This is a genomic window from Streptomyces sp. NPDC002884 (genome assembly GCF_040295245.1).
Lineage (GTDB): Bacteria > Actinomycetota > Actinomycetes > Streptomycetales > Streptomycetaceae > Streptomyces.
The window spans coordinates 24139-38711 of record NZ_JBEOVB010000036.1 but is presented as its reverse complement, the minus strand read 5'-3'; the positions used below and the strand labels follow the sequence as shown (position 1 = coordinate 38711).

Below are 14573 nucleotides of genomic sequence, written 5' to 3'. Positions count from 1 at the left end.
CAGCCGTACGCCCCGCCAGAATTCTCTGAGACGTTGCTTTACGTCACGCCGTCAGCCGGGCGATCGCCTCGTCGACCGTGAGCTCCTCGCGCTCGCCGGTCCTGCGGTCCTTCAGCTCAAGGACGCCCTCGGCCGAACGGCGGCCCGCCACCAGGATCTTCGGCACACCCATCAGCTCGGAGTCGGTGAACTTCACGCCCGGGGAGACACCGGGCCGGTCGTCGACCAGGACGCGCAGACCCGCCGCGCTCAGCTTCTCGGAGACGTCGAGCGCCAGCTCGGTCTGGAGCGCCTTGCCCGCCGCGACGACATGCACATCGGCCGGGGCGACCTCGGCGGGCCAGCACAGGCCCTTCTCGTCGGCGCTCTGCTCGGCGAGGGCGGCGACCGCGCGCGAGACGCCGATGCCGTACGAGCCCATGGTCACGCGGACCGGCTTGCCGTTCTGGCCGAGCACGTCGAGCTTGAGGGCGTCGGCGTACTTGCGGCCCAGCTGGAAGATGTGGCCGATCTCGATGGCGCGGTCCAGCTTGAGGCCGGTGCCGCACTTCGGGCAGGGGTCGCCCTCCTGGACGACGACGACGTCGACGTACTCGCCGACCTCGAAGTCGCGGCCCGCGACGACGTTCTTCGCGTGCAGGCCCTCCTTGTTGGCGCCGGTGATCCACGCGGTGCCCGGGGCCACACGCGGGTCGGCGACGTACTTCACCTTGTCCAGACCCTGCGGGCCGACATAGCCGCGGACCAGGTCCGGGCGGCCCACGAAGTCCTCCGCGGTGACCAGTTCGACGGCCGCCGGGGCGAAGTGCGCCTCGACCTTGCCCAGGTCGACCTCGCGGTCGCCGGGGACGCCCACGGCGACGATCTCGCCGTCGACCTTCACGAGGAGGTTCTTCAGGGTGGCCGAGGCCGGGACGCCGAGGTGGGCGGCGAGGGTCTCGATGGTGGGGGTGTCCGGGGTCGGGATCTCCTCAAGAGCGGCCACGCCGTCGGCGTCCACCGGCTTCAACTCGTACGCGACGGCCTCGGTGTTGGCCGCGAAGTCGCAGTTCGGACAGTCGGCGAAGGTGTCCTCGCCGGCACCGGCCGGGGCGAGGAACTCCTCCGACTTGGAGCCGCCCATCGCGCCCGCGGTCGCCGCGCAGATGCGGTAGTCGAGGCCGAGGCGCTCGAACACCTTCCGGTACGCCTGGCGGTGCAGGGCGTAGGACTGCGCGAGGCCCTCGTCCTCGGTGTCGAAGGAGTAGGAGTCCTTCATGAGGAACTCACGGCCGCGCAGGATGCCGGCCCGGGGACGGGCCTCGTCACGGAACTTCGTCTGGATCTGGTAGAGGATGACCGGCAGGTCCTTGTACGAGGACGCCTGGTCCTTCACGATCAGCGTGAAGATCTCCTCGTGGGTGGGGCCGAGGAGGTAGTCGCCGCCCTTGCGGTCCTGGAGGCGGAACAGCTCCGGGCCGTACTCGTCCCAGCGGCCGGTCGCCTCGTAGGGCTCGCGCGGCAGCAGCGCGGGGAGGCTGACCTCCTGGGCGCCGATCGCGTCCATCTCCTCGCGGACGATGCGCTCCACGTTGGCGAGGACCTTCTTGCCGAGCGGCAGCCACGACCAGATGCCGGCTGCGGTACGTCGGACATAGCCGGCGCGGACGAGGAGCTTGTGGCTCAGGACCTCGGCGTCCGCAGGGTCGTCGCGCAGCGTCTTCGCCATCAACCGGGACATGCGCTGGACCGGTGCGTTCGCCATGGTTCTCGTATCTCCTGCTGATGGGGGTCCCCCCGCTTCGAGCGAGGCCGAAAGTGAGGGAGGGTCGTGGCTAGGAGGTTAGCCGGGAGCGTGGCGGGCCGGAAATCCGTTACCCGCGCAGGAGGGGGAGCGGGGCGCCCATCACCGCGTAGGGGCGCGGGGCACTGGGGAACAGCACCCGGCGGGCCAGGTCCTGGTAGCCCAGGGAGTGGTAGAGGGCCCGGGCGGGACTTTCGGTGTCGATCGCGGAGAGGATCGAGCGGGGCTGGGTCGCGGTGTCGGTGATCGTGGTGATCAGGGTCCGGCCGGCGCCCCGGTTCTGGTGGGCGGGATGGACGTGCAGTTCCGTGATCACGAAGGAATCGTCCAGCCAGTGCTCGTTGCCCTGGGCCCGGAGGTAGGGCTGTACGACCGTCGACCACCAGTGGGTGCGGTCGTTGGGCATGCCGTAGACGAAGCCGACGAGCCGGTCTCCGGCGGTCGCGCCGAAGGCTCTCGCACCCGGGTGCGCCATGTGACGCAGGACGATCTGCCGGCGGACGGCGACCTCGTCGGGGCCCAGTCCGAAGGCGATCGCCTGTACGGCCAGGGCCTCGTCCACATGGGCGGGAAGGTCCAAGGGGCCGATCACGAGGTCCATGGCGGGGAGCCTACAGGGGCGCTAAAAGAGGACGCTCATGAAGGCGCCGACCTCCTGGAAGCCCACCCTCCTGTACGTGCGCCTCGCCGTGGTGTTGAAGTCGTTCACGTAGAGGCTGACCACCGGGGCCACGTCGGCCAGGGCGTAGCGCAGGACCGCGGCCATGCCGGGGGCGGCCAGGCCCTGGCCCCGGTACTCCGGGGCCACCCACACGCCCTGGATCTGGCAGACGTGGGAGGTCGCCGCGCCGATCTCCGCCTTGAAGACGACCCTGCCCCGGTCGTCGAGGCGGGCGAACGAGCGCCCGGAGCCAACGAGTTCGGCCACCCGGGCCTGGTAGAGCAGGCCTCCGTCGCCGGCCATCGGGGAGACGCCGACCTCCTCGGTGAACATCGCCACGCACGCCGGCATGATCGAGTCCATCTCGTCCTTGCGGATGCGGCGGACGTAGGGATCCGGGGCGATGTCGGTGGGCATGCGGTCGGTGACCATGAGGGGCTGTTGGCCGCGGACCTCGCGGGCCGGGCCCCAGTGGGGTTCGAGGAGGCGCCACAGCCGGGTCGTCGGCTCGACGGGGCCGACGATCGAGGAGCAGCGGCGGCCGGCCCGGCGGGCGCGGTCGGCGAAGGCGCGCACGGCTCGCGGTGTCGCGCAGATCGGGACGAGGTTGGCCCCCGCGTAGCACAGGGACGTCAGCATGCCGTCCTCGTACCAGCCCCACATCTCGCCGCCGAGCCGCCACGGGTCGAGGCCCGCGACCTGTACGCGCGACGTGACGAAGGCGTTGGCGACCGGCTCGCGGTCGAGGACGGCGAGCGCGGCGTCCAGGTCGCTCGGTTCGAGGACCCGGGAGGTGGTCTGGGTCAACACGCGCGGGGCCTCACACTCAGGTCTGCTGATCCCCGCACTGTACCTGCGGAAGCTGGGCGGTGCCGACCTGTGTTCAGCGGGCGTTCGTCTGCTGTGACCGTCGGCTGTCGTCCCGTCTCCCGGGGGCTGCCGCCCCCGAACCCCCGCTGTCGGCCTGAACGGCCTCGTCCTCAATCGCCGGACGGGCTGGTGGGACCTGCACAGCCTCACCGACAAGCACCGGACGGGCCGGTGGACCTCTACGACCTCGTCCGTGAGCGCCGGACGGGCCGGTGGGCCCTCACGGGCCCGGCCGGTGTCGAAGGTCGGTCGTCAGCCGGCGACCGAGACCGACGGCTCGCCGGAGGTGATGCCGTCCGCCTCCATCTGTTCGGCCAGCTTCATGGCCTCCTCGATGAGGGTCTCCACGATCTTCGACTCGGGGACGGTCTTGATGACCTCGCCCTTCACGAAGATCTGACCCTTGCCGTTGCCGGAGGCGACACCCAGATCCGCCTCGCGGGCCTCACCCGGACCGTTGACGACGCAGCCCATGACGGCGACACGCAACGGGACCTCCATGCCCGTGAGGCCCGCCGTGACCTCTTCGGCCAGCTTGTAGACATCGACCTGGGCCCGCCCGCAGGACGGGCACGAGACGATCTCCAGGCCGCGCTGCCTGAGGTTGAGGGACTCCAGGATCTGGTTGCCGACCTTGACCTCCTCGACCGGCGGCGCCGACAGGGAGACCCGGATCGTGTCGCCGATGCCCTGGGCGAGGAGCGCGCCGAAGGCGACCGCCGACTTGATCGTGCCCTGGAAGGCGGGACCCGCCTCGGTGACACCAAGGTGCAGGGGGTAGTCGCTCTGGGCGGCGAGCTGCCGGTACGCCTCGATCATGATCACCGGGTCGTTGTGCTTGACCGAGATCTTGATGTCGTGGAAACCGTGCTCCTCGAACAGGGAGGCCTCCCAGAGCGCGGACTCCACAAGGGCCTCGGGGGTCGCCTTGCCGTACTTCTGGAGCAGACGGCGGTCCAGCGAACCGGCGTTGACACCGATACGGATCGGGGTGCCGTGCTCCTTCGCCGCCTTGGCGATCTCCTTGACCTTGTCGTCGAACTGCTTGATGTTGCCCGGGTTCACCCGGACCGCCGCACAGCCCGCCTCGATCGCCGCGAAGACGTACTTCGGCTGGAAATGAATGTCCGCGATCACCGGGATCTGCGACTTCCGGGCGATCGTCGCCAGCGCGTCCGCGTCGTCCTGGGTGGGACAGGCCACCCGCACGATCTGGCAACCCGACGCCGTCAGCTCGGCGATCTGCTGAAGCGTGGCACCGATGTCGGAGGTACGGGTCGTCGTCATCGACTGCACCGACACCGGGGCGTCTCCGCCCACCGCCACGGATCCGACCTGGATCTGCCGGCTCTTACGGCGCTCGGCCACCCTGGTCGGAACGGACGGCATGCCGAGAGAAATCGCAGTCATCTGCTGTGCAACCCCAAGTCGTGGATCAAGGCCCAGGTCCCGTCGGAGGCGGGTTCCAGGCTTCGAGATTACGGCACCGGCACCGGCACGAGCACGCCCCCGCCTCGAACCACTCGGCGGGGGGACCCCCGGGCCGTCAAACCCACTCGCCGGAAAACGGTCCGGAACACGCGGAAGGCGGCCCGGAACGTATCGTCCCGGGCCGCCGCAAACCGCGTGTGACGAGAGGGTGACTACGAGATGCGCACCGGGTTCACCACGTCCGCGATGAGGACCAGCACCGTGAAGCAGATGAAGATGCCTGCCACCACGTACGCCACCGGCATCAGCTTCGCCACGTCGAACGGGCCCGGGTCCGGCCTGCGCAGGACCTTGGCCAGGTTGCGGCGCAGCGACTCCCACAGGGCGCCCGCGATGTGCCCGCCGTCCAGCGGGAGCAGCGGGAGCATGTTGAAGAGGAACAGGGAGAGGTTGAAGCCCGCGACCAGCATCACGGCCATCGCCAGCTGCTGCGAGGCCGGGATGTCCAGGGTGAAGATCTCGCCGCCGACGCGGGCCGCGCCGACCACGCCCATGGGTGAGTCGGGCTCGCGGGGGGCGCCGTCGAAGGCGGCGTTCCACAGGGCCGGGATCTTGCCGGGGAGGGCGGCGATGGAGTCGACGGCCTCTCCCACCCGGTCGGTCATCCAGGACGCGGAGTCGCCGAAGTCCTGCCTGACGACGCCGGTGGCCGCGCTGAAGCCGAGGAAGCCGGCCTTGATGTACTCGCCCTGGACGTAGGTCCCGTCGGAGTCCTTCTTGGCGACCTGGTTGGTGGCGATCGTCGTGTGCAGGGTCAGTTCCTTGCCGCCGCGGTCGACGACGATGGCCACGTCCTTGCCGGCACTGACCCGGATCAGGTCGGAGAGCGTGTTCCAGTCGTTCGTCCTCTCGCCCGCGAAGGAGACGATCTTGTCGCCCGGCTTCATGCCGGCGGCCGCGGCCGGGGAGGCCGGGTCGGTCGACTTGCACTCGTCGCGGTTCTGGCTCTGCGAGATGACGCAGGGGGAGACCGAGCTGACGGTGGTGGTCTGCTGCTGGATGCCGAAGCCCATCAGGACGGTGAGGAACAGGCCCACCGCGAGCACCAGGTTCATGAACGGGCCCGCGAACATCACGATGACCCGTTTCCACGGCTTGCGCGTGTAGAACATGCGCGTCTCGTCGCCCGGCTGGAGCTCCTCGTAGGCGGCCGAGCGGGCGTCCTCGATCATGCCGCGCCAGGGTGAGGTGGAGCGGGCCGTGATCCGGCCGTCGTCGCCCGGCGGGAACATGCCGATCATGCGGATGTAGCCGCCGAAGGGGATCGCCTTGACGCCGTACTCGGTCTCGCCCTTCTTCCGCGAGAAGATCGTCGGGCCGAAGCCGACCATGTACTGCGGCACCCGGATGCCGAAGAGCTTGGCCGTGGACAGGTGCCCCAGCTCGTGCCAGGCGATCGAGATCAGCAGGCCGACCGCGAAGACGACTATGCCGAGGATCATCATCAGGGCTGTCATGCACGCGCCTCCGCGGTAGCCGTCAGTTCCTGGGACCGGGCTCGTGCCCAGGTCTCCGCTTCGAGGACGTCCGACACGGTGAGTGAAGTTCCCGCCGCCGGCGTGCCGTGCTCGTGCACGACCCGGGTGACGGTCTCCATGATCCCGTTGAACGGGAGCGCGCCCTTGCGGAACGCCTCCACACACTCCTCGTTGGCGGCATTGAACACCGCCGGGGCCGTGCCCGCGAGCTCGCCCACATGCCGGGCGAGGTTCACCGAGGGGAAGGCCTCGTTGTCGAGCGGGAAGAACTCCCACGTCGACGCCGTGCTCCAGTCGAAGGCGGGCGCCGCGTCGGGGACGCGCCGGGGCCAGCCCAGACCGACGGCGATCGGCCCTCCCATGTCGGGGGGCGTCGCCTGGGCCAGCGTCGATCCGTCCGTGAACTCCACCATCGAGTGGACATACGACTGGGGATGCACGACGACCTCAATACGGTCGAAGGGAATGTCGTAGAGGAGGTGCGCCTCGATGACTTCCAGGCCCTTGTTGACCAGGGTCGCGGAGTTGATCGTGATCACCGGGCCCATGGACCAGGTGGGGTGGGCGAGGGCCTCCTCGACGGTCACGTCGGCCAGCTGCCGCTTCGTGCGGCCCCGGAAGGGGCCGCCGGAGGCGGTGACGACCAGCTTGCGCACATCCGCGCGGGTGCCGGCGGCCAGGGCCTGGAAGAGGGCCGCGTGCTCGGAGTCCACCGGGATGATCTGGCCGGGCTCGGCGAGCGCCTTGACCAGCGGGCCGCCGACGATGAGCGACTCCTTGTTGGCGAGCGCGAGGGTGCGGCCCGCCTTCAGGGCGGCGAGGGTGGGCGCGAGGCCGATGGAGCCCGTGATGCCGTTGAGGACGGTGTGGCAGTCGGAGGCGGCGAGCTGGGTGGCGGCCTCCGGGCCGGCCAGGATCTCGGGGAGCGGCTCCCCCGTCCCGTACTCGGCGGCGAGTGCCTCGCGCAGGGCCGCCACGACGTCCTCGCGGGCCACCGCGACGGTCCGCACCCGCAGCCTGCGGGCCTGCTCGGCGAGGAGGGCGACCCGGCCGCCGTTGGCGGACAGGCCGGTCACCCGGAAGCGGTCCGGGTTGCGCAGCACGAGGTCGATGGCCTGGGTGCCGATCGAACCGGTGGAGCCGAGGATCACCACGTCCTTCGGGCCGTCGACCGCGACCGGGTCGTAGACGAGGTGCGGGTCGGCGAGGGGGGCTGGACTGTCGCTCATCCCCCCATTGTTGCCGCAACGGGTGCGCGGCAGGACCGGGGTGTCCCCCGGGAGCGCCCACCGGTCGGGTACGCCCCCTCGCGCATGGCCGAACCTGGTCGGCGATGTGCATTTCATATCGTCCGCTGTACGTAGTTTTTCGCGCAGTTTCCCGTAAGGACCACTTCGCCTTTTTCGTTGGCACTTCACCTATCGGTGCCGTTAGCTTTCGGCGCAGGATCTGCGGATCGATCGGGGGGTTCTGATGACGAGCCGCGCAGAGGCGGAGCAACTGCTGTCATCGCTGGGTGACAACGACCTCGTGGAGGTCGGTGAGGACGGCAACATCTATGCCGCCGGAAGGTCACCCGCCGGGTTCATCAACAAGCCGATCGTCGGCATCGCCGACCAGAAGGGGGAGTACTCCCGGACGGGCCGGTCCTGACGTGGCGGGCGAGGCGCGGGACATCAAGGTCACCCGCAGCCTGGTCATCGGCGCCGATCCGGTGGGCGGCCGGCTGGCCGAGGAGAGACGCATCCTCGCGCTGCACTTCCCCAGGTTCGTCCTGGACTCCACGACTCCGCGCGCGGGCACATGGGCGGTCGCCAGGGGTCCGCTGCAGACGTTCGCCGGCACCCAGTACGGCATCTGGATCGATCTGCCCGACGGCTATCCGCACAGCCTTCCGCAGGTCTGGCCGCACGGCTGGACTCCGGTGAAGAACCCGCACATGTACGCGGACGGCACGATCTGTGTGATGCGTCGCAGACAGTGGTCCTCCTTCTTCTCGGCGGCCGCCGTGGTCGCGAAGGCGGCGATCTGGCTCAACAAGTACGAGATCTGGGTCGAGCGGCAGGTATGGCCGGGCCCGCAGCAGCCCCACTGACAAGGGGCCACCAGGCATCTGAGGAGGTCCTGGCATGACCGCTGACGCGGTGCTCGACACATCCCGCATCGACTATCTCCTCGACACCTCCGAACTGGGCCGGGCCAGGATCGTCCTGGTCGGCCTGGGGAGCGGGGGCACCGTGGTCATGGAGCGCCTGGCCATGTGCGGCATCCGTGACTGGGCGCTGTTCGACCCCGATGTGCTCCAGCCGGAGAACCTGGTCAAGCATCCGGCGCGGCGCAGCGACCTCGGGCGGCTCAAGACCGACATCGCCACGGAATGGCTCATGGACCGCAACCCGGCGAGCAGGGTCGACTCCTTCGCGCACGACGTGACCGGGTCCCCCGAGATCGAGCGGGCGATCGCCGGGGCGACCCTGGTGGTCTGCGCGGTCGACGACGCCGTGGCCCGCAACTACGTCAACGAGCTGTGTGTGCGCAGCCGCGTCCCGTGTGTCTTCGGCATGGTGTTCCGCACCGGACTGGGCGGCGAGGTCTACGCCTATCTCCCGGGCGAGACCGGTTGCCACGACTGCAAGCTGAAGTTCTGCATGGACCGGGGTCTGGACCTCGACGACTGGCTGGAACTCACCGACGAGGAACAGCAGCGGATCTACGGCCTGAGCGAGACCGACTTCGCGGCTTCCGGGCTGGCCGCCGACATCTCCATCGTGGCCTCGTACCACGCCCACTACGTGCTCTCCCTGCTGGGCGGCCGCCGTTCGCGGTATCTGCTCCAGCCGAGTTTCAACTGGCTGACCGTCGGCATCCGCCGGGCGGAAGGCCTCTTCGGCAATTCGTACGACAACACGCGCATCCTGCTCCGGCCGCTCACCGGGTGCCACCTCACCTGTGGACCGGCCACCGGACCCGACACGGGCAGCGAGTGAGGACGGTGGAGATGTTCGGAACAGCCCGGAAGAAATGCCCAGCCACGCTGCGGGTCTTCGTACGGCCCCGGGTGACGCACCGCTTCACGCAGGAGATCCTCGGCCATCCGAAGGTGGAGGTGGGCGGCAAGTACGTCGGGTTCATCCGGGGCACGAAGCGTTCCGAACGCCTGGACGAGCGTCAGGCGGCGATGGAGCGGCTGGAACTGCACGTCGTGGACTACATCGACGACGGGCCGCGGGCGGACCGCACCCCCACGTTCCACCGCGGCGACACCGAGTTCCAGACCCAGGAGTTCCGGCGGCTGGAGAAGCGGTACCCCGAGATCGAGCATCTGGGCAGCTGGCACAGTCACCATCCCAACCGGCTGCGCAACCTCAGTCCCGGGGACATCGAGGGGTACCGGGACACGGTGAACGCCCAGGGGCACAACCACGACTTCTTCTTCGCCAGCCTGGGCACGGACAGCCGTGGATTCGCGTCGGCCCGGCACTTCCTCTTCGTCCGGGGCGACCGGCACTACTACGAGCTGGCGGGAGAGAACCTGATCGTGGCGGAGGGGCCGCAGGGCCCGGCGGGTCCGGCGACTTCTGCGGGTTCGGCGGGTTCGGCGGGTTCGGCGGGTTCGGCGGGTTCGGCCGTGGCGGTCCCCGATCCGGGGACGCGGGGGCCCGTCCCGCTGTCGGTGCCGGGCTGGACCGACTCGCCCCAGGGCCAGGAACGGCTGGCCCGCGACCGGGACCTGATAGCGAAGTACGGCGGGCTGCGCCATGTCGTCCGCTCCGACCGGATCGCGGTGACCGGCCAGGTGATCTGGGCCGGCCGGATCCCCGTGACCCTGCACGTGCTGTACCCGTCCTCGGCGCACACCAGCGACGGGCTGCTGAAGGTGACCGTCGCGGGGAGCCAGACCATCGAGGTCAGTCTGACCGGCGACCGGTCCGGCGATCTCGCCTTCGCGCTCGAGGCGGTGGAGTCCATCGCGCAGTGCGCGGCCGACATCCACCGACGGGCGCTGCACCAGCCCGCCGGGCCGCCCGCCCGGGGCGGGCAGAGCGGACCCCGGCCATGAGCACGACCACGAACCGGCGCACCATCGCCCTGACGCACCGCGAACCGCCCGCCTTCCAGGGCGAGTCGGTGGGTTCGGCGCTCGGCGAGCTCCAGCACCGCCAGTCCGCCTGGCTGGTCTCGCGCAGCATCTCCGCCCCGGCGTTCACCCGTCGGCTGCTCGCGCAGGAGCTGGGCTTCGGCACGCTGGCCCCGGCGCAGCTGGACGCGGCCTCGGAGCTGCTGACGTTCCGGCTGGGCCATGCGCAGCGCTGGCGGCTGCTGTGGGTGGTGTCCACCGACGGGCCCAGCCAGTTCACCGACGAGCGGACGGTCCGCGTGGGCGTCAGCGAGGAGACCGCCCGGGAGCTCGCGACCACCATCGGTCTCGAGGCGAAGTTGGACATCCCGTTCCTCGCCGCGCAGGCCAGCGCGCAGTGGTCCCGGCTCACCAGGTCCACCATCTCGGTGAACACGGAGTCCGAGTTCACGCGGACGCTGTCGTACGACGTCCCCGAGGGCGGCCTGGACATCGCGCTGTGGCAGCTGGAGTCGCAGCTCATCAGACGTCTCGAGCTGCGGGCCGGGGCCGCCCTGCCGCCGGATCCGATGCCGCGCTGGGTCGAACTGGCGGTGACCGCCCGGGCCAGGAGCCGGGTGATCACCGTTCCCACGAACGTGGTCCGGGTGCTGACCAGGAGGGCACCGGGAGGCGGGGGCGGCAGCGCCGCCGGGACGTGAGTCCGCGCACCGTGGCGGACACACGTCCCGGCGCCGGCTCAGCGGATGCGGCGGTGGACGTTCGCCCGCTCGCTGGGCCCCGGTGTGGTGTCGGCGATCCAGGGACCGTCCCCGGACGGGTCGACGACGCCCTGCTCCAGCCACTCGTAGGTGCCGGACATGACGCCCTTGACGACCTTGCCGTCCACGTCGTCGGTGTTGCTCCACAGCCGGCCGAAGAGCTCGTCGACGCGGATCCGGGACTGACGGCAGAAGGCGTCGGCGAGTTGGTAGGCCTCCCGGCCGTTCTCGCCGCGCGAGCGCAGGAGTTCGGCGCGCACGCAGGCCGCGCTCATCGCGAACAGCTCCGCGCCGATGTCGACGATCCGGCCGAGGAAGGCCTGCTTGGTCTCCATCCGGCCCTGCCAGCGGGACATGGCGTAGAAGGTCGAGCGGGCGAGCTTGCGGGAGTGCCGCTCGACGTGCCGCAGATGCGGGGAGAGGTCGACGCCGTGCTTGAACTCCGCGTAGGAGGAAGGGAGTTGACCAGGTCCCGCGACCAGCTTCGGCAGCCACTTGGCGTAGAAGACACCCGCGTTGGCGCCCGCCCTCGCCTTGTCCTGAAGGGACTTGTCGGGGTCGATCAGGTCACCGGCGACCGAGAGGTGTGCGTCGACGGCCTCCCGCGCGATGAGCAGGTGCATGATCTCCGTCGAGCCCTCGAAGATGCGGTTGATCCGCAGGTCGCGCAGGACCTGCTCGGCGGGGACGGCCTTCTCGCCCCGGGCGGCGAGCGAAGCCGCCGTCTCGAAGCCGCGGCCGCCACGGATCTGGACCAGTTCGTCGGCCATGCGCCAGCCCAGCTCGGAGGCGATGAGCTTGGCCAGCGCGCCCTCGATCCGGATGTCGTTGCGGTCCTCGTCCGCCATCTGGGAGGAGAGGTCGAGCACCGCCTCCAGGGCGAAGGTGGTCGCCGCGATGAAGCTGATCTTCGCGCCGACGGCCTCGTGGTGGGCGATCGGCCTGCCCCACTGCTCGCGGGCCGCGGACCATTCACGGGCGATCTTCAGCGACCACTTGCCGGCCGCCACGCAGGACGCGGGGAGCGAGAGGCGTCCCGTGTTGAGCGTGGTCAGGGCGATCTTCAGGCCCACGCCCTCGGGGCCGATGCGGTTCGCGGCCGGGACCCGCACCTGGTGGAAGCGGGTCACGCCGTTCTCGATGCCGCGCAGGCCCATGAAGGCGTTGCGGTTCTCGACGGTGATGCCGGGCGAGTCCGCCTCCACGACGAAGGCGGTGATTCCGCCGCGGTGGCCCTCGCTCCTGGGCACCCGGGCCATCACGACCAGCAGGTCGGCGACCACCCCGTTGGTGGTCCACAGCTTCACCCCGTCGAGCACGTAGTCGTCCCCGTCCGGTACCGCGCTGGTCGCGAGGCGCGCCGGGTCGGAGCCGACGTCCGGCTCGGTGAGGAGGAAGGCGCTGATGTCGGTGCGGGCACAGCGCGGCAGGAACCGCTGCTTCTGCTCCGGGGTGCCGAACAGCTTCAGCGGCTGCGGCACGCCGATCGACTGGTGCGCCGAGAGCAGCACGCCGACCGCGGGGCTGGCCGAGCCCACCAGGGCCAGCGCCTTGTTGTAGTACACCTGGGTGAGACCGAGACCGCCGTACTTGGGGTCGATCTTCATACCGAGGGCGCCGAGCTCCTTGAGCCCATTGATCACCGCGTCGGGGATACGGGCCTCACGTTCGATGAGGGCCGCGTCCACCTCCGTCTCGCAGAAGGCGCGGAGCTTCGTCAGGAACTGCTCGCCGCGCCGGACGGCCTCGTCGGTGGGGAGCGGATGGGGATGGATGAGGTCCAGCCGGAAGCGGCCGAGGAACAGTTCCTTGCCGAAGCTGGGTTTGCGCCAGTCCTGCTCCCGAGCGGCCTCGGCGACCTGGCGCGCCTCACGCTCGGTGACAGTGGGTTTCTTGAGGGGTGGTGCGGACATGAGGCTCACCTCGCCGCGAATCGGGATCTCGGGCCACATTGGTTACCGATGGGTGCTACTCGATCGTTGGTACCCGATCCGGGGCGAGGTGGCCACCCCACGCGCGTACGTCCGGCCACCGTCGGCCGCGTGCGGCTCCGGTCCGGGCGGCCCGTTCCCCGCAAGGGCCCGGCATCGGCTCCGGCGCCGGGGACGCGCTCGTCGTCGCCGGGGAGCCTGCGCCGAACGAGTGGTGGCCGCGGGGCCGGAAAAGCTTGCCGTACTCTTCTTCACCAATCCCCCACAACTCGCTGTCGAAGCGCTTCGACAACCTATGGACACCCACCCCCGCTGGAGCTACTGTCGAACCACCCTCACCCGCCCCTGTTCGCCCCGCGCACTGTCGAAGCGCTTCACAAAACTTGGAGAGCTGGATGGTCACCCTCGCCGAGGTCGCCCAGCACGCCGGAGTCTCGGCGAGCACGGTGAGCTATGTCCTCAGTGGCAAGCGGTCCATCTCCACGACCACCCGGCAGCGGGTCGAGCAGAGCATCCGGGAGCTCGGCTACCACCCGAACGCGGGCGCCCGCGCCCTGGCCAGCAGCAGGTCGAACATCATCGCGCTGATGATCCCGCTGCGCACCGACATCTACGTGCCGGTGATGATGGAGATCGCCATCGCGGTGGCCACCACCGCGCGCACGTACGGGTACGACGTCCTGCTGCTCACCGGCGAGGAGGGCCCCGACGCGGTCCGCCGCGTCACCGGCAGCGGGCTCGCCGACGCGATGATCCTGATGGACGTCGAGCTCGACGACGAGCGGCTGCCGTTGCTTCGCTCCACCGACCAGCCGTCCGTGCTGATCGGACTGCCCGCCGACACCTCCGGCCTGACCTGCGTCGATCTGGACTTCGCGGCGACCGGCGCGCTCTGCGTGGAGCACCTGGCGATGCTGGGGCACCGTGACATCGCTGTCATCGGCGAGGCGCCGGCCGTCTACGAACGGCACACCGGTTTCGCCGAGCGCACCCTCGACGGACTCCGGTACCGGGCGAAGGAGTTGGGCCTTCGGCTGCTGCACCGCCCGTGCGAGGGCGGGTACGACGCGATGGCCGTGACCCTGGCCCGGGTCCTCGACGAGCGTCCGGGCACCACCGGGTTCGTCGTGCAGAACGAGTCGGCGGTCGAGCCGCTCCTCGCGCTGCTGCGCCAGCAGGGCCGGGCCGTGCCGGAGGACGTGTCGGTGGTGGCCATCTGCCCCGACCAGGTCGCCGTCCAGGCCTCGGTGCGGCTGACGTCGGTCGCCATCCCCGCGCAGGACATGGGCCGGCACGCCGTGGAACGCCTGGTCGCCAAGCTGGAGGGGCACGCCGGCGACGAAGTCGTGCTGATCGCGCCCGAGCTGACGGTCCGGGCGAGCACGGGACCGGCGCCCACCGCCTCCTGACACCCACCCCGCCCTGCCGCACCTCCGCCCTGCCGCACCGCCCGCTCCTCCGCACCCCCGCCCTGCCTCCCCGCCGCCCTGCCGTCCCTCCGCTCTGCCGCACCCCGCCCT

13 protein-coding genes are annotated in these 14573 nt (G+C 70.3%); 6 read left to right on the top strand and 7 right to left on the bottom strand.

Annotated features, from left to right (window positions below):
- Positions 1-43 precede the first annotated feature (43 nt).
- From ABT070_RS39135 to dxr, 6 genes are all read right to left on the bottom strand, one after another.
- Positions 44-1744, bottom strand: a complete 1701-nt coding sequence (locus ABT070_RS39135; RefSeq protein WP_351767695.1) for a proline--tRNA ligase — start codon at positions 1742-1744, stop codon at positions 44-46.
- 109 nt (positions 1745-1853) lie between these two features.
- The gene (locus tag ABT070_RS39130) at positions 1854-2384 is read right to left on the bottom strand and encodes a GNAT family N-acetyltransferase (RefSeq protein WP_351767694.1); all 531 of its coding nucleotides are present in this window, start codon (positions 2382-2384) and stop codon (positions 1854-1856) included.
- A gap of 21 nt (positions 2385-2405) precedes the next feature.
- Positions 2406-3254: a GNAT family N-acetyltransferase gene (locus ABT070_RS39125; RefSeq protein ID WP_351767693.1), complete on the bottom strand. Its 849-nt coding sequence runs from the start codon at positions 3252-3254 to the stop codon at positions 2406-2408.
- 312 nt (positions 3255-3566) lie between these two features.
- Positions 3567-4724 (bottom strand): flavodoxin-dependent (E)-4-hydroxy-3-methylbut-2-enyl-diphosphate synthase, encoded by a 1158-nt coding sequence (ispG, locus tag ABT070_RS39120; RefSeq protein ID WP_351767692.1) that lies wholly within the window; start codon positions 4722-4724, stop codon positions 3567-3569.
- Between the two features lie 233 nt (positions 4725-4957).
- Positions 4958-6262 carry a M50 family metallopeptidase gene (locus ABT070_RS39115; RefSeq protein ID WP_351767691.1) on the bottom strand — a complete coding sequence of 435 codons (1305 nt, stop codon included), beginning with the start codon at positions 6260-6262 and terminating at the stop codon, positions 4958-4960.
- Positions 6259-7512 (bottom strand): 1-deoxy-D-xylulose-5-phosphate reductoisomerase, encoded by a 1254-nt coding sequence (gene dxr / locus ABT070_RS39110; protein ID WP_351767690.1) that lies wholly within the window; start codon positions 7510-7512, stop codon positions 6259-6261. The genes ABT070_RS39115 and dxr overlap by 4 nt, the downstream gene beginning before the upstream one ends.
- Before the next feature lie 244 nt (positions 7513-7756).
- On the opposite strand from dxr, the gene ABT070_RS39105 reads away from it, so the two are divergent.
- Genes ABT070_RS39105 through ABT070_RS39085 form a run of 5 tightly spaced genes read left to right on the top strand, consistent with a single transcriptional unit; the run spans position 7757 to position 11062 of the window.
- A complete protein-coding gene (locus tag ABT070_RS39105) occupies positions 7757-7936 on the top strand; it encodes a hypothetical protein (protein WP_351767689.1) in 180 nt (59 codons plus the stop codon).
- 1 nt (position 7937) lies between these two features.
- On the top strand, positions 7938-8378 hold the full coding sequence (locus ABT070_RS39100) for a type II CBASS E2 protein (protein WP_351767688.1): 441 nt from the start codon (positions 7938-7940) through the stop codon (positions 8376-8378).
- A 34-nt stretch (positions 8379-8412) separates the two neighbouring features.
- A complete protein-coding gene (locus ABT070_RS39095; RefSeq protein WP_351767687.1) occupies positions 8413-9270 on the top strand; it encodes a ThiF family adenylyltransferase in 858 nt (285 codons plus the stop codon).
- A gap of 11 nt (positions 9271-9281) precedes the next feature.
- Positions 9282-10343 (top strand): hypothetical protein, encoded by a 1062-nt coding sequence (locus ABT070_RS39090; protein ID WP_351767686.1) that lies wholly within the window; start codon positions 9282-9284, stop codon positions 10341-10343.
- Positions 10340-11062 (top strand): hypothetical protein, encoded by a 723-nt coding sequence (locus tag ABT070_RS39085; protein WP_351767685.1) that lies wholly within the window; start codon positions 10340-10342, stop codon positions 11060-11062. The genes ABT070_RS39090 and ABT070_RS39085 overlap by 4 nt, the downstream gene beginning before the upstream one ends.
- Before the next feature lie 38 nt (positions 11063-11100).
- Here the strand turns inward: ABT070_RS39085 and ABT070_RS39080 are convergent, their stop codons facing one another.
- Positions 11101-13035: an acyl-CoA dehydrogenase family protein gene (locus ABT070_RS39080; RefSeq protein WP_351767684.1), complete on the bottom strand. Its 1935-nt coding sequence runs from the start codon at positions 13033-13035 to the stop codon at positions 11101-11103.
- 413 nt (positions 13036-13448) lie between these two features.
- Between ABT070_RS39080 and ABT070_RS39075 the strand changes: the two genes are divergently transcribed.
- The gene (locus tag ABT070_RS39075) at positions 13449-14462 is read left to right on the top strand and encodes a LacI family DNA-binding transcriptional regulator (RefSeq protein ID WP_351767683.1); all 1014 of its coding nucleotides are present in this window, start codon (positions 13449-13451) and stop codon (positions 14460-14462) included.
- The last annotated feature ends 111 nt before the right edge of the window (positions 14463-14573 follow it).